This window comes from Variovorax paradoxus, from assembly GCF_029919115.1.
In the GTDB taxonomy this organism is placed as follows: domain Bacteria; phylum Pseudomonadota; class Gammaproteobacteria; order Burkholderiales; family Burkholderiaceae_C; genus Variovorax; species Variovorax paradoxus_O.
Genome location: NZ_CP123990.1, coordinates 2,074,311 through 2,098,926, shown reverse-complemented (window position 1 = coordinate 2,098,926; position 24,616 = coordinate 2,074,311). Strand labels below are relative to the sequence as shown.

The 24,616-nt window shown below is 65.1% G+C and carries 17 protein-coding genes; 8 read left to right on the top strand and 9 right to left on the bottom strand.

Features of this window, described 5'->3' with window-relative positions; translation table 11 throughout:
• Position 1 precedes the first annotated feature (1 nt).
• From QHG62_RS10255 to QHG62_RS10235, 5 genes are all read right to left on the bottom strand, one after another.
• Entirely contained in the window at positions 2-955 is a 954-nt protein-coding gene (locus QHG62_RS10255) for a branched-chain amino acid ABC transporter permease (protein WP_281150758.1), read from the bottom strand.
• A gap of 77 nt (positions 956-1,032) precedes the next feature.
• Complete coding sequence (locus QHG62_RS10250; protein ID WP_281150757.1) at positions 1,033-2,274, bottom strand: branched-chain amino acid ABC transporter substrate-binding protein; 1,242 nt, start codon at positions 2,272-2,274, stop codon at positions 1,033-1,035.
• 202 nt (positions 2,275-2,476) lie between these two features.
• The gene (locus QHG62_RS10245) at positions 2,477-3,706 is read right to left on the bottom strand and encodes a branched-chain amino acid ABC transporter substrate-binding protein (protein ID WP_281150756.1); all 1,230 of its coding nucleotides are present in this window, start codon (positions 3,704-3,706) and stop codon (positions 2,477-2,479) included.
• A gap of 151 nt (positions 3,707-3,857) precedes the next feature.
• A complete protein-coding gene (locus QHG62_RS10240) occupies positions 3,858-5,501 on the bottom strand; it encodes a 3-(methylthio)propionyl-CoA ligase (protein ID WP_281150755.1) in 1,644 nt (547 codons plus the stop codon).
• A gap of 117 nt (positions 5,502-5,618) precedes the next feature.
• Positions 5,619-7,436, bottom strand: a complete 1,818-nt coding sequence (locus tag QHG62_RS10235) for a carboxylesterase/lipase family protein (protein ID WP_281150754.1) — start codon at positions 7,434-7,436, stop codon at positions 5,619-5,621.
• 150 nt (positions 7,437-7,586) lie between these two features.
• On the opposite strand from QHG62_RS10235, the gene QHG62_RS10230 reads away from it, so the two are divergent.
• The 5 genes from QHG62_RS10230 to QHG62_RS10210 all read left to right on the top strand — a co-directional run bounded on the left by QHG62_RS10230 (position 7,587) and on the right by QHG62_RS10210 (position 12,019).
• Positions 7,587-8,663, top strand: a complete 1,077-nt coding sequence (locus QHG62_RS10230) for an AraC family transcriptional regulator (protein ID WP_281151565.1) — start codon at positions 7,587-7,589, stop codon at positions 8,661-8,663.
• 75 nt (positions 8,664-8,738) lie between these two features.
• Positions 8,739-10,220: a protein adenylyltransferase SelO gene (locus tag QHG62_RS10225; protein ID WP_281150753.1), complete on the top strand. Its 1,482-nt coding sequence runs from the start codon at positions 8,739-8,741 to the stop codon at positions 10,218-10,220.
• A 43-nt stretch (positions 10,221-10,263) separates the two neighbouring features.
• A complete protein-coding gene (locus QHG62_RS10220) occupies positions 10,264-10,803 on the top strand; it encodes a septation protein A (protein ID WP_281150752.1) in 540 nt (179 codons plus the stop codon).
• Complete coding sequence (locus tag QHG62_RS10215) at positions 10,800-11,081, top strand: BolA family protein (protein WP_281150751.1); 282 nt, start codon at positions 10,800-10,802, stop codon at positions 11,079-11,081. The genes QHG62_RS10220 and QHG62_RS10215 overlap by 4 nt, the downstream gene beginning before the upstream one ends.
• Positions 11,082-11,233: 152 nt before the next feature.
• Positions 11,234-12,019 carry a peptidylprolyl isomerase gene (locus tag QHG62_RS10210; protein ID WP_281150750.1) on the top strand — a complete coding sequence of 262 codons (786 nt, stop codon included), beginning with the start codon at positions 11,234-11,236 and terminating at the stop codon, positions 12,017-12,019.
• Positions 12,020-12,108: 89 nt separating this feature from the next.
• Here QHG62_RS10210 and purL read toward each other — a convergent pair whose 3' ends face one another.
• Complete coding sequence (purL, locus tag QHG62_RS10205; protein ID WP_281151563.1) at positions 12,109-16,086, bottom strand: phosphoribosylformylglycinamidine synthase; 3,978 nt, start codon at positions 16,084-16,086, stop codon at positions 12,109-12,111.
• A gap of 154 nt (positions 16,087-16,240) precedes the next feature.
• Between purL and map the strand changes: the two genes are divergently transcribed.
• The 3 genes from map (at position 16,241) to pgm (ending at position 21,446) form a co-directional block, all read left to right on the top strand.
• Positions 16,241-17,065, top strand: a complete 825-nt coding sequence (map, locus tag QHG62_RS10200) for a type I methionyl aminopeptidase (RefSeq protein ID WP_281150749.1) — start codon at positions 16,241-16,243, stop codon at positions 17,063-17,065.
• Positions 17,066-17,099: 34 nt separating this feature from the next.
• Positions 17,100-19,706 carry a [protein-PII] uridylyltransferase gene (locus tag QHG62_RS10195; protein ID WP_281150748.1) on the top strand — a complete coding sequence of 869 codons (2,607 nt, stop codon included), beginning with the start codon at positions 17,100-17,102 and terminating at the stop codon, positions 19,704-19,706.
• An 84-nt stretch (positions 19,707-19,790) separates the two neighbouring features.
• The gene (gene pgm / locus QHG62_RS10190) at positions 19,791-21,446 is read left to right on the top strand and encodes a phosphoglucomutase (alpha-D-glucose-1,6-bisphosphate-dependent) (RefSeq protein ID WP_281150747.1); all 1,656 of its coding nucleotides are present in this window, start codon (positions 19,791-19,793) and stop codon (positions 21,444-21,446) included.
• Between the two features lie 22 nt (positions 21,447-21,468).
• On the opposite strand, the gene QHG62_RS10185 is transcribed toward pgm, so the two are convergent.
• Genes QHG62_RS10185 through QHG62_RS10175 form a run of 3 tightly spaced genes read right to left on the bottom strand, consistent with a single transcriptional unit; the run spans position 21,469 to position 24,553 of the window.
• Entirely contained in the window at positions 21,469-22,527 is a 1,059-nt protein-coding gene (locus tag QHG62_RS10185) for an amino acid ABC transporter permease (protein WP_281150746.1), read from the bottom strand.
• Entirely contained in the window at positions 22,524-23,522 is a 999-nt protein-coding gene (locus tag QHG62_RS10180; RefSeq protein ID WP_281150745.1) for an amino acid ABC transporter permease, read from the bottom strand. Before QHG62_RS10180 ends, QHG62_RS10185 begins: the two co-directional genes overlap by 4 nt.
• Positions 23,519-24,553: an amino acid ABC transporter substrate-binding protein gene (locus tag QHG62_RS10175; RefSeq protein ID WP_281150744.1), complete on the bottom strand. Its 1,035-nt coding sequence runs from the start codon at positions 24,551-24,553 to the stop codon at positions 23,519-23,521. The genes QHG62_RS10180 and QHG62_RS10175 overlap by 4 nt, the downstream gene beginning before the upstream one ends.
• Between the last annotated feature and the right edge of the window lie 63 nt (positions 24,554-24,616).

Below are 24,616 nucleotides of genomic sequence, written 5' to 3'. Positions count from 1 at the left end.
GTCAGTCCTCCCGGGTTCCAAGAAGACCCTTGGGCCTGAAGATGAGGATCAGCACCAGGAACAGGTACGGCAGGATCGGCGCAACCTGCGAGATCGTGAGCTTGAGCAGCTCGTAGCCGAAGGTCTGGTCTGTCACGGTCATGCCGATGGCGCGCAGGCCCGTGGCCAGCGACTGGTCCATGGCCACCGCAAAGGTCTGGATGATGCCAATGAGCAGCGACGCCAGAAACGCCCCCGCCAGCGACCCCATGCCGCCGACCACCACCACCACGAAGATGATGGAGCCGACCGAGGCCGCCATTGCCGGCTCGGTCACGTAGGTGTTGCCGCCCACCACGCCCGCCAGGCCCGCGAGCGCGGCGCCGCCGCCGAACACCAGCATGAACACGCGCGGTACGTTGTGGCCCAGCGCCTCGACCATGTCCGGGTGCTTGAGCGCCGCCTGGATGACCAGGCCGATGCGGGTGCGCGTGAGCAGCAGCCACACCGAGATGAGCATGAGCACCGCCACCAGCATGATGAACGAGCGGGACTTGGGAAATTGCGTGCCGTACAGCGAGAAAAGCGGCCCCTGCAGCTGCGGCGGCAGGCCGTAGGGCACGGTGGAGCGGCCCCAGGCAAGCTGCACCACTTCGAGGATGAGGTAAGACAGGCCGAAGGTCACGAGCAGCTCGGGCACGTGGCCGAACTTGTGGACCCGGCGCAGGCTGTAGCGCTCGAACGCAGCGCCCAAAAGGCCTACCAGCAGCGGCGCAATGAACAGCGCCGGCCAGAAGCCGATGATGCCCGACAGCGTGTAGGCAATGTAGGCGCCGAGCATGTAGAAGCTGGCGTGCGCAAAGTTGAGCACGCCCATCATGCTGAAGATCAGCGTTAGGCCAGAGCTCAGCATGAACAGCAGCAAGCCGTAGCTCACGCCGTTCAGCAGCGAGATGACGAAGAATTCGACGTTCATCGGTCTTTCGGGTGCGTGAAAAAGAAAGAGGCCCGAGTGTTGAAGTCGGGCCTCGACCGGTCAGGCGACCGAAGCGGTCACGAGGCGCCGCCGGGCCGCTTCATCTGGCACGACGTGGGCGTGCTCGAGACATACGCCTCGTAGTATTTGACCGGTGCCAGCGTGTAGCCGGTGTTTTCGGGGCTGTACGGGTTCTTGGCGTCGGCCTTTTGCCAGCGCGTGATCCACAGGCCCTGCTGCAGCTGGTGATCGGCCTTGCGCATTTCGACGTCGCCGTTGAAGCTCTTGAACTTCATGCCTTCCATGGCAGCCGCAACCTTGACCGGCTCGGTCGACTTGGTGCGCACGAAGGCTTCGCTCAGCATGGCGTACACCGTGTAGATGTCGGTGGTGTACATGTCGTCGTTGAAGCGCTTCTTGAACTCGCCCATGAGCGGTTGGACCGGGCCCGGCGCGTTGTAGTGGCTGTAGCCCACCTGGTAGACCTTGCCGTCGGAGGCCGCGCCCATGGCGGTTGGCGTGCCATTGGTGACGGCGTAGTAGGTATAGAACTTGACGTTCAGGCCCGAGTCGTTGGCCGACTTGATGAGCAGCGCCAAGTCGGAGCCCCAGTTGCCGGTAATGACGGTGTCGGCGCCCGAAGCCTTGATCTTGGCGATGTACGGCGCAAAGTCGCGCACCTGCGCAAGCGGGTGCAGGTCGTCGCCGACCACTTCCACGTCGGGGCGCTTGGCCTTGAGGTTGTCCTTCGCGAACTTCGAGACCTGCTGGCCGTGCGAGTAGTTCTGGTTGATCAGGTAGACCTTCTTGATGTCCGGCTGGTCCTTCATGAAGGTGGTCAGCGCTTCCATCTTCATGGAGGTGTCTGCGTCGAGGCGGAAGTGCCAGTAGCTGCACTTGCTGTTGGTGAGGTCGGGGTCGACCGCCGCGTAGTTGATGTACAGCACTTCTTTGCCCGGGTTGCGGGCGTTGTGCTTTTCGAGCGCGTCGATGATGGCGAGCGCGGGGCCCGAGCCGTTGCCCTGCACCACGTAGCGTGCGCCCTGGTCCATGGCGGAGCGCAGCGCAGCGGTGGTTTCTTGCGGGCTGAGCTTGTTGTCGATGCCGATGACTTCGAACTTCACGCCGGCCGCGTTCTTCTTGTTGAATTCTTCGGCCAGGAACTGGAAGGTCTTGAGCTGGTTGGTGCCGACCGCGGCCATGAGGCCCGAGAGCGGATCGAGCCACGCGATCTTGACGGTTTCACCCTTCTGGGCCAGGGCGCCTGTGGCACTTGCGGCAAGGATGGCTGCGGTAGCGATTTTCAGAGCGAACTTCACGATCTATATCTCCTGGTCAAACCGAATCAAAAAGCCTTGCACGAGCGTACAAGCGTTCACTGCCCCTCCCCTCAGGGAATGCCCGGAGGGGGTGGGCCGCAAAGGCCCGTTTCTATCGCGCAGGCGACAGCGCATTTCTCCAATTGCTACCCACGGGTAGAGGGCTTCTACCCGCGAGTAGGAAATGCGTTTACAAAGACGCTCAAGGGCGCTTCATCTGGCAGGTCGTTGGCGTGCTGGCCACATACGACTCGAAGTACTTCACGGGAACGTTGGTGTAGCCGGTGTTCTCGGCGTCATAAGGGTACTTGGCGCTGGCTTTCTCCCAGCGCGAGATGTAAAGCCCCTGCTGCAACTGGTGGTCGGCCTTGCGCATTTCGACCTCGCCGTTGAAGCTCTTGATCTTCATGCCCTCGAGCGCGGCCGCAACCTTGACCGGGTCGGTCGACTTGGTCTGCACGAAGGCGGCATCGAGCAGCGCGAACGTGTGATAGATCGACGATTGCGTCAGGTCGTCGTTCATCTTCTTCTTGTAGCCGGCAAGCAGCTTCTGGATTTCGCCGCCCATGTTGTAGTGGCCATAGGCCACCGTGTAGATCTTGCCCGCGGAGGTGGCGCCCATGGCCGTGGGGGTGCCGGTGCCGAATGCGTAGTAGGTGAGGAACTTGACGTCCAGGCCCGAGTCGTTGGCCGCCTTGATGAGCAGCGACAGGTCGGAACCCCAATTGCCGGTAATGACGGTGTCGGCGCCCGAGGCCTTGATCTTGGCGATGTACGGCGAGAAGTCGCGCACCTGCGCGAGCGGGTGCAGGTCGTCGCCCACGATCTGGATGTCGGGGCGCTTGGTCTTGAGGTTCTCCTTGGCAAACTTCGACACCTGCACGCCGTGTGCATAGTTCTGCCCGAGGATGTAGACCTTCTTGATGTCTGTCTGGTCCTTCATCCAGGTGGTCAGCGCCTCCATCTTCATGGAGGTGTCGGCGTCCAGGCGAAAGTGCCAGTAGCTGCACTTGCTGTTGGTGAGGTCGGGGTCGACCGCCGCATAGTTCAGGTAGAGCAGTTCCTTGCCCGGATTGCGTGCGTTGTTCTTCTCGACCGCATCGATGATTGCCAGGGCCGGGCCAGAGCCGTTGCCCTGGGTGATATAGCGCGCGCCTTGGTCTTGGGCCGAGCGCAGCGCCGCGGTGGTCTCTTGCGGGCTGAGCTTGTTGTCGATTGCAATGATCTCGAACTTCACGCCCGAGGCATTCTTCTTGTTGAACTCTTCAGCCAGGAACTGCGTGGTCTTGAGCTGGTTGGTGCCAACAGCGGCCATCAGCCCCGACAGCGGGTCCAGCCAGGCGATCTTGACCGTCTCGCCCTTCTGCGCAAACGCGGCTGCGGCGCTCACCAGCATGGCACAAGCTGCTACGGACTTGACGGCAAATTGCATGAAGAGTCTCCTGGATGATTGGCGGGTATGAAGCGGGATGCCAGCGTACAAGCGCCCTTTTCTTCACCGCACAGGGATTGCCCGGAAGGAAGGCCGCCGAAGCGGCCTTGCTATCGCGTGCGCGACAGTGCGGCTGGATTCGGACGATTCGTCAGGCGGTCGGCAGCTTGTAGTCCTTCAGCATTTCGCGCAGCCGGGTCTTGAGGATCTTTCCGGTCGCGCCGATCGGAATGGCGTCGACAAACACCACGTCGTCTGGCACTTGCCACTTGGCGGTCTTGCCTTCGTAGAACTTCAGCAGTTCTTCGCGTGCAACTTCCGCGTTGGGCTTCTTCACGACCGCGATGATCGGCCGCTCGTCCCACTTGGGGTGGTACACGCCGATGCAGGCGGCCATGGCCACGGCCGGATGCGCAACGGCGATGTTCTCGATCTCGATGGAGCTGATCCACTCGCCGCCGGACTTGATCACGTCCTTGCTGCGGTCGGTAATCTGCAGGTAGCCCTCGGCGTCGATGGTGGCAACGTCGCCGGTGGGAAACCAGCCGCGGCCCTGCTCGTCGCGGATGAGCGGATCGCCGCCCTCGCCCTTGAAGTATTCCTTGACGATCCACGGCCCCTTGACCAGCAGGTCTCCGAAGGCCTTGCCGTCCCAGGGCAGCTCCTTGCCGTTGCCGTCGACGATCTTCATGTCGACGCCGAAGATGGCGCGGCCCTGCTTCATGCGGATTTGCAGCTGCGCATCGGGCGGCAGCGACAGGTGCTTGTTCTTGAGCGTGCACAGCGTGCCGAGCGGGCTCATCTCGGTCATGCCCCAGGCATGCAGCACCTCGACGTTGTACTTCTCCTGGAACGCCGTGATCATGGCCGGCGGGCAGGCCGAGCCGCCGATGACGGTGCGGTTGAGCTTGCTGAACTTGAGGCTGTTGGCCTGCATGTGGCCGAGCATCATCTGCCACACGGTGGGCACGCCGGCCGCAAAGGTGACGCCTTCGGATTCGATCAGCTCGAACACCGATTTGCCGTCGAGTGCCGGGCCGGGGAACACCACCTTGCAGCCCACCAGCGCCGCCGAGTACGGAATACCCCAGGCGTTGACGTGGAACATGGGCACCACCGGCAGCACGGAGTCTTGTGCCGAAAGGCGCATCACGTCGGGCAGCGCCGCGGCATAGGCATGCAGCATGGTCGAGCGGTGGCTGTAGAGCGCGGCCTTGGGGTTGCCGGTGGTGCCGCTCGTGTAGCACATGCTCGAGGCCGAGTTCTCGTCGAAGGTCGGCCATTCGTAGCCGGTCGATTGAGAGCCCATCCAGGCCTCGTAGCTCACGAGATTGGGAACACCGCTGTCGGCGGGGAGCTTGTCGGCATCACAAAGTGCAATCCATTTCCGGATGGTGGGGCACTTGGCGTGGACCGCCTGCACCAGCGGCAGAAAGCTCAGGTCGAAGCACAGGATCTGGTCTTCGGCATGGTTGGCGATCCAGGCGATCTGGTCGGGGTGCAGGCGCGGGTTGATGGTGTGCAGCACGCGGCCGCTGCCGCTCACGCCGTAGTACAGCTCCAGGTGGCGGTAGCCGTTCCAGGCCAGCGTGGCAATGCGGTCGCTGAACAGCAGCTGCTCGTCGTCCAGCGCGTTGGCAACCTGCCGGGCACGCGATGCGATGCCGCCCCACGTCGTGCGGTGGATATCGCCCTCGACCCGGCGCGAGACGATTTCGCCGTCGCCGTTGTGGCGCTCGGCAAACTCGATCAGCGACGAGATCAAAAGCGGTTGGTCTTGCATCAAACCCAGCATCTACGGACTCCTAAAGGAAATGACTTCATGAAAGCTTGCAAAGCACAGATTCACGCAAGCTTCGGCCGCTTCCACAATGACACAAACCCGCACTGCTGAATGGAACGAAGCGGCTCATCAAGGTGCGCTCGCGGCCGTGATTCTGGCGGCCGTTGGCGTTGCGTCGAGCAACAGCTGAGAGGGCCATGTCCCCCAGGCGACCCCGAGTTGGGGCGTGTTGGGATCGCCCTTGCGCATGAAGGCGCTCACGCTCGCCATCATGGCGGCGGAAAGCGCGAGCCGGCCTGGCTGGTTGGCCTTGCCGCCCATCACGTTGCTTAGCAGCGAGCCGTTGAAGTTGCCAAAGACGAACGGCAGGTCGAACGCGTGCGCCGCGCCGTACACATCGTTCCACGGCGGCGCCTCCTGCGCCCAGTCGAGCCGGTAGTGCCAGATGTTCGACTGGCGCGTCTTCATCGTGTTGAGCAGGTTGTCACGGCTGGCGCCGAAAAGCCCTTGGGTAATGACGTCGGTGGCCGCGTTGTAGCCCGTGCCCGGCTTGTCTACCGGAAGGTAGGACGCATCGATGATGTCGGCCACGGTGAGCGCGGACGGCGCATCGGGGTCGAAATTGAACATCATCGAGAAGCGCTGCGCGTCGGTCACGATCCAGCCCGGCTTCGGAAAACCGATGGTGCCCAGCAGCGAGGCGAAGAGCTTGCCCTCGTCGCGCGTGTTGCCCGCGAGCATGGGCACCTTGTTGTACCGGTCGGCCGCAATGGCGCCGATCGGGTCGAGCGGCAGCACCGTGCCGTCGGGAATCGGAGCGACCGAACCGAGGCCGGCGGCAACCACCTTGGTGAGCAGCGCCCCGCCCTCTTGCGCGCGCATGTAGTCCGCGATTTGTTCCGGTGTGCGGCTGGCGATGTAGGCCTTGGCCGCCGCGACGTCGGCCACTGTGCCGTCGGCAACGAGCAGTCTTTCCAGGATGGCCTGGCCCTGCGCGAGCGAGGCCGATGCCGGGGCCAGCGTGGGGAGCGTAGCGGGCGGCAGGTTGCTCGCAAGCGAGATGCCGCCGCTCATCTCGAAGGCCTTGTGAAACAGGCCCTTGGCCATCGGCGACGTCATGACCGCCAGCAGGTTGGTGGCGCCGGCCGACTCGCCCGAGAGCGTCACATTGCCCGCGTCACCGCCAAAGCTGGCGGCATTGGCCCTGATGAAGCGAAGCGCCGCCATGATGTCCAGCAGCGCGAAGTTGCCCGAATCATCCCCCGCCGCGCCGCCCGGGCGCAGTTGCGGCATGTTGATGAAGCCCAGGATGCCCAGGCGGTAGCTGGCGGTAATGACCACCGCGTTGGCGGCCTTGGCCAGCGCCGCACCGTCGTAGAGCGGATCGGCCGTGTAGCCGGAGATATTGCTGCCCCCGTGGATGAACAGCAGCACGGGCAGGTTCTTCTCTTCTGTCGCCGGGCGCCAGATGTTGACGAACAGGCAGTCTTCGCTGCCGACGGGCTTGCCCAGGTTGGTGCCGATGGTGGCGTCGAAGGTGTTGTTGGTGCCGGGGCTGAAAAGCCGGCCGATCTGCAGGCACGAGTTGCCGAACCTGGCGGCCGGCCGGATGCCGCTCCAGGCCTCGGGTTCGACTGGTGCGCGCCAGCGCAGCGCGCCCACTGGCGGTTTGGCGAACGGAATGCCTTTCCAGGACCAGGTGCCCGTTCGGGCGCTGTCGTCCACGCCTTCGATCTTGCCGGCAGTGGTCGTGCGCACCATGGCCCCGTCGGCAGGCGGCGGCGGGAGCGCCGCGGGGGCGGTCGGGATGACCGAGAACCCACCGCCGGATCCGCCGCCGCAGGCGGAAAGCGCGATGCAGGCTGTGACCGCGACCGCTTGCGCCGCGGTTCTTGCCGCAGCCTGCAGGGTTGCGCCGCGGACTTCCGTCGTCTCTGCTGTGTTCATTGTTTGTCTCCACACCGGGTTAATCGGAATGACTCCATCGGTGCCAGCCCGCCATACTCCGCCGGGCTGGATCCGCCAGAAAATTCTAGGAACCGGCTGCGTTTTCCCCGCTATCGCAAGCGAGCCAATTCAATGACTTCAGGAGCCTCCATGCCGCATGCCCAGCGCCGTCCGCAACGCCGGCCGGGCTGCGCACAGCAGCCGGAACTTCGAACCAGTTCGGCCGCGTGGCTCGAGGGCGTGCTCTCGATGTTTGCGGCCGAGGGCCTGGATGTGGCCTCGCTGCTGCGCGAAGCCGGCTTCGACCCCGATTCGCTGCACCGGCAGAACGCGCGCATTCCGGTCGACGAGGTCTCGGCGCTGTGGCAACTGGCCGTGGCCCGTGCCGGCAAGCCCACGCTGGGCCTGCACCGCGACCTGGCCGCCACGCACAGCAAGCTCGGCACGGTGGGCCACGCCATGTCGTGCAGCGCCAACTTGAGCGAGGCGCTCAACCGGCTTGCGCGCTACATGGCCGTCATCTCCGACGCAACCGCGTTCTCGATACAGCCCGATGCACGCGGCGCGTGGATGGTGATGGAGCACACAGGCGGCAGCCTGCCGATTCCGCGCCAGCGCGTCGAGTACGCGCTGCTCACCGTATTCATGCAGTGCCAATGGCTCACCCGGCGCGAGCTGCAGCCGCTGGCCCTCGAGTTCGTCTATCCGCCACCGGCCGACGACCGCCTGCACCGCGAGGCCTTCGGCTGCCCGATCCGCTACAACGCGCCGGCCAACCGCCTGCTGCTGTCAACGGCTGACTTGTCCATGCCCCTGCCCACTTACCACCCCACTCTGGGCGAGATGCAGGAGCACCTGCTTGACGAGCAGCTGAACCTGCTGGGCCAGACCACCACCAGCACCCTGGTGTGCGCCGAAATCGCGCGCCGCCTGCCCCATGGCGAGCCGCGACGGCAGGACGTGGCAGCGGGCCTCGGGCTGGCCGAGCGCACGCTGCAGCGGCGGCTGCAGGAGGAGTCGGTGTCTTTCCAGTCGCTGCTCGACCGCACTCGCCGCGAGCTGGCGCAGCAGTACCTGGCCGAAGACCGCCACACGCTCACCGACGTGGCGGACATGCTGGGATTTGTCGACAGCAGCAACTTCTTTCGCGCCTGCAAGCGCTGGTTCGGCCTGCCGCCGGCGCAGTACCGGGCGCGCATCTGGGACACGCCGGCGCTTGCCCACTGAACCAGCCCGATAGCGGGCGGCGTCCCCGATGGCCCGCGCCGCAAGGGGTCTCATGCTCTGCCGGACAATCGGGGCATGAGCTTGCTTGCTGAAGACACGGCCGCCGCCGACCTGGGCGTGCGCTGGAAACCCGGGTTCCGGACACTGGGCCCCGCCTTTCTTACCGAACTGCGGCCTACGCCGCTGCCCGATCCCTACTGGGTCGGCACCAGCGGTGCGGTGGCGGGCTTGCTAGGTTTGCCGGCCGATTGGCTGCAATCTGCCAGCACTCTGGCGGCGCTGACCGGCAGCCTGCCCGTAGCCGGCACCCAGCCGTTCGCTACCGTGTACAGCGGCCATCAATTCGGCGTGTGGGCCGGGCAGCTCGGCGATGGCCGCGCGATCATGCTCGGCGAAACCGAAGGCGGCCTCGAAGTGCAGCTCAAGGGCGCGGGCCGCACGCCCTACTCGCGCGGCGGCGACGGCCGCGCCGTGCTGCGCTCCAGCATTCGCGAATTCCTTTGCAGCGAGGCGATGCACGGCCTTGGCATTCCCACGACGCGCGCCCTGTGCGTCACGGGCTCCGACGCGCGCGTGTACCGCGAGGAGCCCGAGAGCGCGGCCGTCGTGACCCGCGTGGCCCCCAGCTTCATCCGCTTTGGGCACTTCGAGCACTTTGCGGCCAACCAGCGCGATGCCGAATTGCGCGCTCTGGCCGACTACGTCATCGACCGCTACTACCCGGCCTGCCGCACAACCGAGCGCTTCGGCGGCAACGCCTATGCGGCTTTCCTGGAAGCCGTGAGCGAGCGCACCGCGGCCCTCTTGGCGCAGTGGCAGGCCGTCGGCTTTTGCCACGGCGTGATGAACACCGACAACATGAGCATCCTCGGGCTCACCATCGACTACGGACCGTTCCAGTTTCTGGACGGCTTCGACCCGCGCCACATCTGCAACCACAGCGACACCAGCGGGCGCTACGCCTTCAACCAGCAGCCCAACGTGGCCTACTGGAACCTGTTCTGCCTGGCGCAGGCGCTGCTCCCGCTCATCGTCGACCAGGAGGTCGCAGTGGCGGCGCTGGAGTCTTACAAGACAGTGTTCCCACGCGAGTTCGAAGGCCGCATGCGCGCCAAGCTCGGGATCACCGATTCGGCCGAGGGCGACCGCGCGCTCATCGAGGGCGTGCTGAAGCTCATGGCCGCCGAAAAAGTCGACTACACGATCTTCTGGCGCCGCCTTTCGCAGCACATGGCGGACGGCAACGCCGAGCCGGTGCGCGATCTTTTCCTGGACCGCGCCGGCTTCGACGCCTGGTTGCTATCTTTTTTGGAGCGGCACGCCAAGGGCCAACGCGAGGAGGCCGCCGACTTGATGCTCAAATCGAATCCAAAGTTCGTGCTGCGGAACCACCTGGGCCAGCAAGCCATCGAAGCTGCTGCGCAGAAGGACTTCTCGGGTGTGGCAACCTTGCTGACCCTGCTCGAGAGCCCCTTTGACGAACATCCAGGTGCCGACGCATATGCCGGCTTTCCGCCCGACTGGGCCTCCACAATCGAAATCAGCTGCTCGTCATGACCGCACCCGTACAAAAAACCAACCACAGGCTACCGCCCAGCGCATGAAACTGATCCTCGACTTCTTTCCGATCCTGCTGTTCTTCGGCGCCTACAAGCTGGGCGACATCTACACCGCCACCGCCGTGCTGATGGGCGCCACCGTGGTGCAGATGGGCATCATCTATGCCACCGAGCGCAAGCTGCAGGCCATGCAAAAAGCCACGCTGGTGCTGATCCTGCTCTTCGGCACGCTCACGCTGGTGCTGCATGACGACCGCTTCATCAAGTGGAAGCCCACGGTGCTCTACGGCGCAATGGCCATTGCACTGGCCGTGGCGCTCTGGGTGCTGAAGAAGAACTTCCTCAAGATGCTGCTCGGCTCGCAGCTCCAGCTGCCCGACCGCATCTGGGGCCGCCTGAACGTGGCGTGGATCGGGTACTGCCTTTTCATGGCCCTTATCAACGGCTACGTGGCGGCGTACTTCACCACCGAGGCCTGGGTCAACTTCAAGCTCTGGGGCTATGTGTTCCCCATCGTCTTCCTGGTGGCTCAGGGCCTGTACATCTCGCCGCACCTCAAGAGCGACGAGCCCACCGCATGAGCGCCGCCGCAACCCATCCCCTGCCGACGGCAAATGCGCTCGAAGCGGTGCTGCGCGAGAAGCTGCAACCCACCGCGCTCGAGGTGATCGACGAGAGCAGTGCCCACGCCGGGCATGCAGGCGCCAACGCGAAGGGCTACGGCACGCATTTCCGGGTTCGCATTGCCTCCCCACTGTTCGAAGGGAAGCCCCGCGTGGCGCGCCATCGCCTTGTGTATGATGCCCTCCAAGTTTTTATCGCGCAGGGTCTGCACGCCATCGCCATCGAGGTGCTCTGAGTCGTTCGAGCGGTCAAATGACCGGTCAATGCCACGCGGCTTTCGCTGCGGCGGCTCCGCCCTCCACCCGTTTTCTCTTCGTTCTTCGTCCTTCCCGCTTTTTCCACGCGCTTTTTCTACACGCGCATTTCCCTCAGCCTGATATTCATTCCATGAAAAAACAAATCTTGACGGCCGTTGCGGCCGCAGCGCTGCTCGGTGCGATTCCCCTGGCGGCAGTGGCGCAGAACGCAGCCATCGTCAACGGCAAGCCCGTGCCCAAGGCGCGCATGGACGTGCTGGCGCAACAACTGGCGGCAGCCGGCCGACCCGTTACGCCGGAAATGCAAGGCCAGCTGCGCGAAGAAATCGTCGCGCGCGAAGTGTTCATGCAGGAAGCGCAGAAGCAGGGCCTGGACGCAACGGACGACTACCGCAACCAGCTCGAGCTTGCACGCCAGGCCATCCTGATCCGCGCGCTGTTCGAAAACTACCGCAAGACCAACGCCGTGTCGGAAGCCGACGTCAAGGCCGAGTACGACAAGTTCGTGGCGGCCAACGGTGGCAAGGAATTCAAGGCTCGCCACATCTTGGTCGAAACCGAAGACCAGGCCAAGAAGATCATGGCCGACCTGAAGAAGGGCGCCAAGTTCGAAGATATCGCCAAGAAGCAGAGCAAGGACCCGGGTTCGGGTGCCAACGGCGGCGACCTCGACTGGGCCAATCCCGCGAGCTTCGTGCCCGAGTTCTCGGAAGCGATGATCAAGCTCAAGAAGGGCGAAACCACGGCAGCGCCCGTCAAGACGCAGTTCGGCTATCACATCATCCGCGTCGACGACATCCGCCAGGCACAACTGCCGAAGATGGAAGAAGTGCAGCCGCAAATCACGCAGCAACTGCAGCAGCAACGCCTGCAGAAGTACCAGGAAGAGCTGCGCGCGAAGGCCAAGGTCGAGTAAGGGCTGGGCAGCCTCGGCGCTGCCCTCGTCTTCTCTTCCCCAAAAAAAAGCGGCCTTCAGGCCGCTTTTTTTGTTTGGGGCGATTCTTCTCAGCCCACCCAACGGCGCGCGTTGCGCCAGATCTGCATCCAGGGGCTCAGTGCGCTCCGGTCGCCCGGCGTCCAACTCATCTGGATGTTGCGGAACACGCGCTCCGGATGGGGCATGACGGCGGTGAAACGGCCGTCCGGCGTGGTCACCGAGGTCAGGCCGCCGGCGCTGCCGTTCGGGTTGAACGGGTACTGCTCGGTAGGCTTGCCGTGGTTGTCCACGAAGCGCATGGCCGCAATGGCCTTGGCGGCATCGCCGCGGTGCTTGAAGTTGGCGTAGCCCTCGCCATGCGCCACGGCGATGGGCAGGCGGCTGCCGGCCATGCCCGCGAAGAAGATGCTGGGTGATTCGAGCACTTCGACCATCGAAAGGCGCGCCTCGAAGCGCTCGCTCTGGTTGGTGGTGAAGCGCGGCCAGGCTTCGGCGCCGGGGATGATGTCGGCCAGCTCGGCGAACATCTGGCACCCGTTGCACACGCCCAGGCCGAAGGTGTCTTCGCGGCCGAAGAAGCCCTTGAACTGCTCGGCGAGCTTGGGGTTGAAGGTGATGCTGCGCGCCCAGCCGATGCCGGCGCCCAGGGTGTCGCCGTAGCTGAAGCCGCCGCAGGCGACCACGCCCTTGAAATCGGCGAGGTCCGCCCTGCCCGTCTGCAGGTCGGTCATGTGGACGTCGTAGGCCTCGAAGCCCGCTTCGGTGAAGGCGTAGGCCATTTCGACGTGCGAGTTGACGCCTTGCTCGCGCAGGATGGCGACCTTGGGGCGGTTCTGAAGGATGGCTGGGGCGTTGATGCCGCTGCCCTCACCCAGAGGGAGGAAGATGTGCATGCCGGGGTCCGAAGGCTCACCCGCAGCGGCATGTTCGGCATCGGCGCACGCCGGGTTGTCGCGCTCGCGGGCGATCTTCCAGCTGACCGAGTCCCACACCTGGTGCAGGTCGTGCAGGCTGGCGCTGAACACCGACTTGGCATCGCGCCACACTTCGACCTTGCCCTTGCCGGCGTCCATGGTCGAGCTGGCCGGACGCGTCTTGCCGACGAAGTGGCTGTGGGCGCTGAGGCCGTGGGCGCGCAGCACTTGCATCACGTCGTTGCGCTCGGCCGTGCGCACCTGCAGCAGCATGCCGAGTTCTTCGTTGAACAGTGCCTTCAGCGTGAGCTCTTCGCGGCGCGCGCTCACCTGCTGCGCCCAGTTCTTGGCGTCGCCGGTTTCCATGCGGCTGTCGGAAATGCCGTCGCCTTCGGTCACCAGCATGTCGACATTCAGCGCCACGCCCACATGGCCGGCAAAGGCCATTTCGCAGGCAGTGGCAAACAGCCCGCCGTCGCTGCGGTCGTGCATCGCAAGGATCTTGCCTTCGGCGCGCAGCGCGTTCACGGCATTCACCAGCGCCACAAGCTGGGCCGGATCGTCGAGATCAGGCACGGTGTCGCCGCTCTGGCCGAGCGTTTGCGCCAGGATGCTGCCAGCCATGCGGTGCTTGCCGCGGCCGAGGTCGACGAGCACGAGCGTGGTGTCGGCCTCTTGTGCATCGAGCTGCGGCGTGAGCGTGCCGCGCACGTCGGCCAGCGTTGCGAACGCGGTCACGATCAGGCTGACGGGCGACGTGACCTTCTTGGCTTCGCCATCGTCTTTCCACTGCGTGCGCATCGAGAGCGAATCCTTGCCGACCGGGATCGACACGCCCAGCGCCGGGCAGAGCTCCAGGCCCACGGCCTTGACGGTCTCGTACAGCGCGGCGTCTTCGCCGGGCTCGCCGCAAGCGGCCATCCAGTTGGCCGAGAGCTTGACGCGCGAGAGTTCGATGGGTGCGGCCAGCAGGTTGGTAATGGCCTCAGCCACAGCCATGCGGCCCGAAGCCGGTGCATCGAGCGCGGCCAGCGGCGTGCGCTCGCCCATGCTCATGGCTTCACCCGCAAAGCCCTTGTAGTCGGCCAGCGTCACAGCGCAGTCAGCCACGGGCACTTGCCACGGGCCGACCATCTGGTCGCGGTGGCTCAGGCCGCCCACGGTGCGGTCGCCGATGGTGATGAGGAAGCGCTTGGAGGCGACCGTCGGGTGCGAGAGCACGTCGATGGCGGCCTTCTGCAAATCGACGCCGGTAAGGTCGAGCGGCTTGAAGCTGCGCGTGACGGTCTTCACGTCGCGGTGCATCTTGGGCGGCTTGCCGAGCAGCACATCCATGGGCATGTCGACGGGCTGCACCTGGGCACCTTCGTCAGCCACGAGCAGCTGGCGTTCTTCGGTTGCGACGCCCACCACCGAGAACGGGCAACGCTCGCGCTCGCAGAAGGCCTTGAACTGCTCGAGCGATTCCGGCGCAATGGCCAGCACATACCGCTCCTGGCTTTCGTTGCACCAGATTTCCTTCGGCGCCATGCCCGATTCTTCGAGCGGCACGGCGCGCAGGTCGAAGCGCGCGCCGCGGCCGGCGTCGTTGGTCAGCTCGGGGAAGGCGTTGCTCAGGCCGCCCGCGCCCACGTCGTGGATCGCAAGGATCGGGTTGGCCGCGCCCTGCTGCCAGCAATGGTTGATGACCTCTTGCGCACGGCGTTCGATTTCGGGGTTGCCGCGCTGCACCGAGTCGAAGTCGAGCTCGGCCGCATTGGCGCCGGTCGCCATCGAGCTTGCGGCGCTGCCGCCCATGCCGATGCGCATGCCGGGGCCGCCAAGCTGAATGAGCAGCGAACCCGCCGGGAACTGGATCTTCTTGGTCTGTGTGGCGTCGATGCTGCCAAGGCCGCCCGCGATCATGATGGGCTTGTGATAGCCGCGCTGCACCGTGTCGATGTCGCTCGCCACCGTTTGCTCGTATTCGCGGAAGTAGCCCAGCAGGTTGGGCCGGCCGAATTCGTTGTTGAACGCGGCGCCGCCCAGCGGGCCTTCGGTCATGATCTGCAGCGGGCTGGCAATGTGCTCGGGCTTGCCGTAATGGCCCTCTTCCGGCCAGAGCTTAGACACGGTGAAGCCGGTCAGGCCGGCCTTGGGCTTGGAGCCGCGGCCGGTGGCGCCTTCGTCGCGGATTTCGCCGCCGGCACCGGTGGAGGCGCCGGGGAACGGCGAGATGGCGGTCGGATGGTTGTGCGTCTCGACCTTCATCAGCACATGGCTCAGCGCGCTATCTTTTTGATAGCTCTGCGAACCCGAAGCCGGGATGAAGCGCTCGACTGTGGAGCCCTCCATGACCGAGGCGTTGTCCGCATACGCAACCACCGTGTGCTGCGGGTTCTGCTTTTCGGTGTGGCGGATCATCGAGAACAGGCTTTGGGGCTGGGCCTTGCCGTCGATGGTGAACTGGGCGTTGAAGATCTTGTGGCGACAGTGCTCGCTGTTGGCCTGCGCGAACATCATCAGCTCGACGTCGCTGGGGTTGCGGCCCAGGCGCATGAAGGCGTCGACCAGGTAGTCGATCTCGTCCTCGGCCAGCGCCAGGCCGAAGCCCGTGTTGGCCGCCACCAGCGCGGCACGGCCGCCGGCCTGCACGTCGACCAGCGCCATCGGCCGGGCCGGCAGTTCGCTGAAGAGGCTCGCAGCCTGCTCGACGGTGGCCAGCACCGATTCGGTCATTCGGTCGTGGAGCGGGCCCGACGCGGCGGCCAGCAGGTCGCCCTCGAGCACCGGCGCCTTGCCGATCAGCGGCGCCTTGAGCTTCAGGTGGTACTGGGTCACGCGCTCGACCCGGCGCAGCGCAAGGCCGCAGTTGTGGGCGATGTCGGTGGCCTTGGAAGCCCACGGCGACACGGTGCCCAGTCGGGGCGTGACGACCACCGATGTGGCTGCCTTGGCAGGTGCCTCGAAGGGCTCGCCGTAGGTCAGCAGCGCGGCAAAGCGCTCATGCTCGGCAGCGCTCAGGGTTGCGTCGGTGACCACCAGGTGCACGAAGCGGGCCGAAATGCCTTCGATGCGCGGCTCGATGGCCTGCAGTTTCGGCAGCAGCTGCCGCGCGCGGAAATCGCTGAGTGCGCTGCCGCCCTCGAACATGGTTACGACAGGAAGGGCTTGGGATGCGGGCTGCGTCACGGTCGATGGGGCCTTGGGGCCGCGTTGGGAATCAAAGAATCGAGGCGGAAGACCGCTGACTGGGGTCATCCGCGTTAACCCGGAATTTTAGCTTGCTGAATGGGATAATTCCGGGATGAGCATTACCTACAAAGACGCAGCGGGCATCGCAGCCATGCGCGTCGCCTGCCGCCTGGCCTCCGAGGTGCTGGACTACCTCACACCGTTCATCAAGCCAGGCATCACCACGAACGAGATCGACCGCCTCGCCGCCGAATACATGGTCAAGCAAGGCACCACCTCGGCCACGGTGGGCTACATGGGCGCGAGCAGCGTGCCCTTTCCGAAGTCGCTCTGCACCTCGGTCAACCACGTGGTCTGCCACGGCATTCCCAATGACAAGCCCTTGAAAAAGGGCGACATCATGAACGTGGACGTCACGGTGGTGAAGGACGGCTGGTTTGGCGACAACAGCCGCATGTACATCATTGGCGACGCTTCCATTGCCGCCAAGCGGCTGTGCAGCATCACCTTCGAAGCCATGTGGCACGGCATTCTGCAAGTGCGCCCGGGCGCCCACCTGGGCGACATCGGCCATGCGATCCAGAAATTTGCCGAAGGCCATGGTTTTACGGTGGTGCGCGAGTTCTGCGGCCACGGCGTGGGCCAGCGTTTCCACGAAGAACCGCAGGTGCTGCACTACGGCCGCCCGGGCACGCTCGAAGAACTCAAGCCCGGCATGATCTTCACCATCGAGCCGATGATCAACGCCGGCAAGCGCGACGTGAAGGAAGACTTCAAGGGCGGCCAGTACGACGGCTGGACCATCGTTACGCGCGACCATTCGCTCTCGGCGCAGTGGGAGCACACGGTGCTGGTCACCGAAACGGGTTACGAGGTCCTCACGCTGTCCGAAGGCAGCCCGCCCCTGCCCTCCTTCGTCATTTCCACGAAAACGTGAGCCGCGCGAGCGGCGCACGGCCCCGGACCAAGCCGTGATCGAACCAGCCAAAGTCGACGTGGCAACGCTGCGCGAAGCCTATCGCGCAAAGAAGCTCGCACTCTTCGAAACCTTGCGTTTTGCACGTGCGCCCACGCGCAGCGTGCATACGGTGCTGCGGCAGTTGTCGGCATTGGCCGACCAGACGCTGTGTGCGCTTTGGCGGGAGGCCGATTTCGGCGATTCGCTCACCCTGGCGGCCGTGGGCGGCTTTGGCCGGGGCGAGCTGTTTCCGTATTCCGATGTCGACGTGCTCCTGCTGCTGCCGCCCGAGGGCCACGCCAGCGAAATCGATCCGGCACGCATCGAGGCCTTCATCGGGCATTGCTGGGACGCGGGGCTTGAAATCGGCTCGAGCGTGCGCACGGTCGAAGAGTGCCTCGCCGAAGCCGAGAAAGACGTCACCGTACAAACCTCGCTGCTCGAGGCACGGCTGATTGCAGGCAACAAGAAGCTCTTTGTCGCCTTTCGCCGCCGTTTTACCCGCGCCATCGATCCGCAGGCCTTCTTCGTCGCCAAGTCGCAGGAAATGCGACACCGCCACCAGAAGTTCGACAACACGCCGTACGCGCTCGAACCCAACTGCAAGGAATCGCCAGGCGGCCTGCGCGACCTGCAGACCATTCTCTGGATGACCAAGGCGGCCGGCTACGGCAGCCGCTGGGACGACCTGGCAAAGAACGGCCTTGCCACGCCGTTCGAGGCGCAGCAGATCAAGCGCAACGAAGCGCTGCTTTCGCTGATTCGCGCACGGCTGCACGTGATCGCCAACCGACGCGAAGACCGGCTGGTGTTCGACCTGCAGACTGCCGTGGCCGCGAGCTTCGGCTACGAGAGCGAATCGCAGCGCAAGTCGAGCGAAGCGCTGATGCGGCGCTACTACTGGGCGGCCAAGGCGGTCACGCAGCTCAACCAGATCTTGCTGCTCAACATCTCGGAGCGGCTGCAGCCCAGCGACGAACAGCACACGCCCATCAACGAACGCTTCTACGAGCGCGCCGGCCTGATCGAAATTGCGAGCGACGACCTGTACGAGCGCGAACCGCGAGCCATTCTGGAGACCTTCCTCCTGTACCAGAAGACCATTGGCGTGAAGGGCCTGTCGGCACGCACGCTGCGCGCGCTCTACAACGCGCGCCATGTCATGGACAGCAAGTTCCGGAACGACCCGGCCAATCACGAGACCTTCATGCGCATCCTGCTGCAGCCGTACGGCATCACGCATGCGTTCAGGCTCATGAACCAGACCTCGGTGCTGGGGCGGTACCTGCGGGTGTTCCGCAGCATCGTGGGGCAGATGCAGCACGACCTGTTCCATGTGTACACGGTGGACCAGCACATCCTGATGGTGCTGCGCAACGTGCGGCGCTTCTTCATTGCCGAGCACGCGCACGAATATCCGTTCTGCTCACAGCTTGCGGCCGGCTGGGACAAGCCGTGGATTCTTTACGTGGCGGCGCTGTTCCACGACATTGCCAAGGGCCGCGGCGGCGACCACTCGACGCTCGGCGCGCGCGACGTGCAACGCTTCTGCAAGCAGCACGGCATTGCGCGCGAAGACGCGAAGCTCATCGAATTCCTGGTGGCCGAACACCTGGTGATGAGCCAGGTGGCGCAAAAGCAGGACCTGAGCGACCCGGAAGTGATCGGCGCGTTTGCCAAGCGCGTGGGCAACGAGCGTTATCTCACGGCGCTCTACCTGCTCACCATTGCCGATATTCGCGGCACCTCGCCGCGCGTGTGGAATGCCTGGAAGGGCAAGCTGCTCGAAGACCTTTACCGCTACACCCTGCGTGCGCTGGGTGGCCGCATGCCCGACCCGGACGCAGAGGTGGAATCGCGCAAGCGCGAGGCGCTGGTGCAGCTTGCGTTGCATGCGCAGCGCTTCGAAGCACACAAGGCGCTGTGGGACACGCTCGACGTCGGCTACTTCATGCGCCACGAGGCCAGCGAAATCGCCTGGCACGCCAAGCAGCTTTCGCGCTTTGTGCCGCCGCCCAATGTGCCGGTGGACCCCAAGGCGCCGCCCATCGTGCGGGCGCGCCTTTCGCCCGTCGGCGAAGGGCTGCAGGTGGTGGTGTACACGCCCGACCAGCCGGATCTCTTCGCGCGCATCTGCGGCTATTTCGACCAGTCGTCGTTCAGCATTCTTGACGCGAAAGTACACACCACCAGCAACGGCTACGGCCTTGACACCTTCCAGGTTGTAACTACTTTCCTTCCCGACCACTACCGCGATCTCATCAGCATGGTCGAGCTGGGCCTCGCTCAAACGCTGACCGAAGCCGGGCCGCTGCCTGCACCCAGCGTGGGGCGGGTGTCGCGCCGGGTGCGCAGCTTTCCCATCAAGCCGCGCATCAGCCTGCTGCCCGACGACAAGGCCCAGCGCTGGCTGCTCAACATCTCTGCCAGCGACCGTGCGGGCCTGCTGTATTCGGTGGCGCGCGTGCTTGCGCGGCACCACCTCAACCTGCAGCTCGCCAAGGTCACTACGCTCGGCGAGCGCGTGGAAGACACGTTCCTTATCAGCGGGCCCGAGCTGCAGGGACAGAAGACGCAGCTGGCCATCGAGACCGAGTTGATGGAGGCGCTGGCCTCCTGAGGAGCTTTCCGCTTGTTTCGTTCGCAGGCGCATCCTGCGGCATGATGTTGTCGACTTGATTCAACTCGAACGGCAACACTCGACATGAGCCAAAAGACCCATCCTCTCGCGGGCCAGCCCGCACCGCTGGACCTGCTCGTCAACGTCCCGCGCCTCGTATCGGCCTACTACACGGGCCGGCCCGATCCTTCGGTGCCCGCGCAGCGCGTGGCCTTTGGAACATCGGGGCATCGCGGCTCCTCCTTCGACGACGCCTTCAACGAGTGGCATGTGCTGGCCATGAGCCAGGCCATTGCCGACTACCGCAAGCAAAAAGGCATCGACGGCCCGCTGTTTTTGGGCATCGACACGCATGCGCTCTCCACGCCCGCCTTCAACAGCGCGGTCGAAGTGCTGGCGGCCAACGGCGTCGAGCTGATGCTGTCGAAGGACGACGAGTACACGCCGACGCCCGCGGTCTCGCACGCGATCCTCGTCTACAACCGCGGGCGCACGACCGGGCTGGCCGATGGCATCGTCATCACGCCTTCGCACAACCCGCCCGAAAGCGGCGGCTTCAAGTACAACCCGCCCAACGGCGGTCCGGCCGGCACCGACATCACCTCGGCCGTGGAAGCCGCGGCCAATGGCTATCTTGCCGCCGGCCTTCAGGGCGTGAAGCGCCTGCCGCTCGCGCAGGCCCTGCGCGCCTCGACCACGCACCGTCACGACTACCTGAACACCTATGTGGAAGACCTGGCGCAGGTGCTCGACATGGACGCGATTCGCGGCGTGCCGATCGACCTGGGCGTCGATCCGCTGGGCGGCGCCGGCGTGCGCTACTGGCCCGCGATTGCCGAGCGCTACAAGCTCGACCGGCTCACCGTGCTCAGCCAGGAGGTCGATCCGACCTTCCGCTTCATGTCGCTCGACTGGGACGGCCGCATTCGCATGGACCCGTCGTCGCCAGATGCCATGCACCAGCTCATCGGCCTCAAGGACCGCTTCGGCATTGCCTTTGCATGCGACACCGACCACGACCGGCATGGCGTCGTCACGCGCAGTACGGGGTTGCTGCCGCCGAACAACTACCTGGCGGTGATGGTGGACTACCTCTTCACGCACCGTCCGCAGTGGGCGCCGCATGCGGCCGTGGGCAAGACGGCGGTCAGCAGCCAGATGATCGACCGCGTGGCTGCAAACCTGGGGCGCAAGCTCTACGAGGTGCCGGTGGGTTTCAAGTGGTTTGTCGAAGGGCTGGTGGATTCATCGCTGGGCTTCGGCGGCGAAGAAAGCGCGGGGGCCACCTTTTTGCGGCGCGACGGCACGGTATGGACCACTGACAAGGACGGCATGGTCCCCGCCTTGCTCTCGGCGGAGATTGCCGCACGCACGGGCCGCGACCCCGGCGAGCGTTTTGCCGAACTGGCCGAAGCGCTAGGCAAGCCGGTGTCCAACCGCGTGGATGCCGCTGCCACCGTCGAGCAGAAGAAGAAACTCTCAAGCCTGTCGCCGCAGCAGGTGCTGTCGACGGAACTCGCAGGCGAGAAAATCCAGAACGTGCTGAGCCATGCGCCCGGCAACGGAGCGGCCATCGGCGGCGTGAAGGTGGTCACCGAAAACGGCTGGTTTGCGGCGCGGCCCTCGGGCACCGAGAACATCTACAAGATCTACGGCGAGAGCTTTCTCGGTGCCGAGCACCTCGGGCGCATCCTCGAGGAAGCGCAGCAGCTGGTGGACAAGGCGCTTTCAGCAGGCTGATGGAAAACCGGGCACGGCTGCTTCAGCGCGCGCCCTCCCCCAACCGCCGCTCCAGCCACACGCTGTAGCGCGAGAGGCCGAAGCACAGCACCCAGTACACCGCGGCGATGAACAGGTAGCCCTCGAGGTAGAACGGCCGCCAGGTCGGGTCGCCGCCCAACGCCAAGCCCAGCGCGCCGGTCAACTCGAACAGGCCGACCACCGTGACCAGCGATGTGTCTTTCAGCGTACCGACCACGCTGTTGGTCAGCGCGGGCACCACAAGCCGGAGGGCCTGCGGCAGCACGATGTCGCGTTGAACCGGCCAACGCCCGAAGCCGAGCGCCATCGCCACTTCAGTCTGCCCGCGCGGCACGGCCTGCAGGCCGCCGCGGATGATCTCGGCCAGGTAAGCCGCCACGAACAGCGTGAGCCCGGCCAGCACGCGCACCAGCACATCGGGCTGCCAGCCAGCGGGCCACAAGAGCGGCAGCAGGAAAGAAGCCATGAACAGCACCGAGATCAGCGGCACGCCGCGAACCAGCTCGATGTAGCTCGCGCAGAGCGTGCGAACCACCGGCCAGCCCGAGCGGCGCCCCAGCGCGAGCAGCAACGCGAGCGGAAACGCCAGCGCGAGGCCCACCACCGCAAGGCCGATGGTGAGCGGCAAGCCGCCCCAGCGGCTGGTCGGCACATGGACCAGGCCGGCCATGCCGCCGCGCATCAACAGCACGAAGAGCAGCAGTGCCACGATCCAGAGCGGCGCCAGCCACCATCGCCAGCTGCGCGGCCAGGCGCTGAGCACCGTGACGGCCGACAACACGACCACCGCAATGGCAGGACGCCATTGCTCTTCATAGGGAAAGCGGCCGAACAGCATCGGCCGCCACTTCTCGGCCACCACGCCCCAGCAGGCGCCGTGCTGTACCGCGCGGCAGGCTTCGGCATCGGGCCGGAACACCGCGTTCAGCACGCCCCATTCCAAGGCATGGAACCCGCCCCACGCAAGCAGTGCGAGCAGCAGCACCGTGGCCAGTGCGCGCAACGGCGAACCCCAGAGCTCGCTGCGCCACGCAACAGGGCCCTGGGCAACGTTTCTCATTGCCAGCCTCGCAGCGCAACGCGTGCGTTGTAGCGGTTCATGCCGAAGGAGATCAGCAGCGACAGCAGCAGGTACACCGCCATGATGATGGCAATGCACTCGAAAGCCCGCCCATTCGAGCCGATGGTGGTGTTGGCCACCGACACCAGTTCGGGGTAGCCCACGGCGACCGCGAGCGACGAATTCTTGGTGAGGCTGAGCAGCTGGTTGGTGAGCGAAGGCACGATCACGCGCAGCGCCTGCGGCAGGATCACGATGCGCAGCTGCTGCACCGTCGTAAGGCCGAGTGCCTGCCCCGCCAGCACCTGCCCCTGCGACACCGACAGGATGCCGGCGCGCACGATTTCCGCCACGAAAGCCGCCGAGTAAAAAGACAGGCCCGCGACGATGGTCACGTACTCGGGGCTCAGCGCGGCGCCGCCGCTCACCCCAAAGTCGCCCTTCTCGGGCCATTCGAAGTGCGTGGGCCACCAGCCGCCCTCACCCGATACAGGCCAGGGCACGCTCAAGCCACCCTTGCTGAGCCACACCCCCGGCAGCAAGCGCACGGGCTCGATCGGGTCGGGCAACAGGTTGGCCATGGCAAAGGCCAGCATCAACAGCTGCACCAGCAGGGGCACGTTGCGCAGCACTTCAACGTATGCCGTGCAAATGCCGCGCAAGAGCACGTGCGGCGCGAGCCGGCCGATGCCAATCAAGGTGCCGAGCACGACCGCGAAGACGGCCGCGGGCACCGCCGCCCGCACGGTGTTGATCAACCCCGCAAGGAAGGCGCGCCAGAACGGCTGGCTGGCATCGAAGTCGAGCCAGCCCTCGCTGATGGAAAAGCCCGCCGGCTCGGTGAGAAAGTCGAACCCGGAGCGCACCCCTCGCGAGCGCAGCACGTCGAGCGCGTGGTTCATCACCCAGACGGCGCCGGCCATTACGGCCAGCACCAGCAGCGCCTGGACAACCCAGGCCAGCCAGGCGCCGCGGCGCGAGGCTTGCCGGCTCATCGAACCGGTGGTGCGTAGATCAGGCCGCCCTTGTTCCAGAGATTGTTCGAACCGCGCGGCAGCTTGAGCACCGATTTGGGCCCGACGTTGCGTTCGAACATCTCGCCGTAGTTACCCACGGCCTTGATCGCGCGGAACGACCAGTCCTTGTCGAGACCCAGCAGCTTGCCCAGGTCTTCGCCGGTGCCGACCAGGCGCTGCTGCGCCGGGTCTTTGCTGTTGGCCTTGAGATCGTCTGCATTGGCCTGCGTCACGCCAAACTCCTCTGCCTCGATGAGTGCGTTGGGCACCCACTTGGCAATGGCAAACCATTCGTCGTCGCCGCGGCGCACCAGCGGCGCGAGCGGCTCCTTGGAAATGAGCTCGGGCAGGATGATGTAGTCGTCGGGGTTGGGCGCTTCCTTGTTGCGCAGGCCCGCAAGCGCCGAGGCGTCGGTGGTGAAAGCCTGGCAGCGGCCCGAGAAGAACGCCTTGAACGAAGCCTCGAAGCTCTCGAACACGACCGTCTTGACCGGAATGTTCTGGGCGCGGAAGTAGTCGGAGACGTTCTTTTCGTTGGTGGTGCCCGACTGCGTGCAGATGGTCGCGTTCTTGAGCTGCTTGGCGCTTGTGACCTTGAGCTTCTTCGGCACCAGAAAGCCCTGGCCGTCGTAGTACGTGATGGTGGTGAAGTTGAAGCCCAACGACGCATCGCGCGTGAGCGTCCACGTGGTGTTGCGGGCAAGAATGTCGATTTCGCCGGCCTGCAGGGCCGAAAAGCGCTGCTGCGAGTTGAGCGGCACGAAGTCGACTTTTTTCGCATCGCCCAGCACCGCGGCGGCAATGGCGCGGCATGTATCGACGTCCAGGCCCGACCAGTTGCCTTGTGTGTCGGGCGCCGAAAAGCCGGCCACGCCGTTCGTCACGCCGCATTTGACGGTGCCGCGCTGCTTGACCGCATCGAGGGTCTTGCCGGCAAAAGCCGGCGCTGCGGCCGACAGTGCAACAACGGACGCGGCAACGGCCAGCGCGGGGCGGAATCGATTCTTCATTGGTGTGTTCTCCTCAACAACAAGCAAAAGGCAGTGTACGGGGCCGCGCGCCACTCTGCCAAA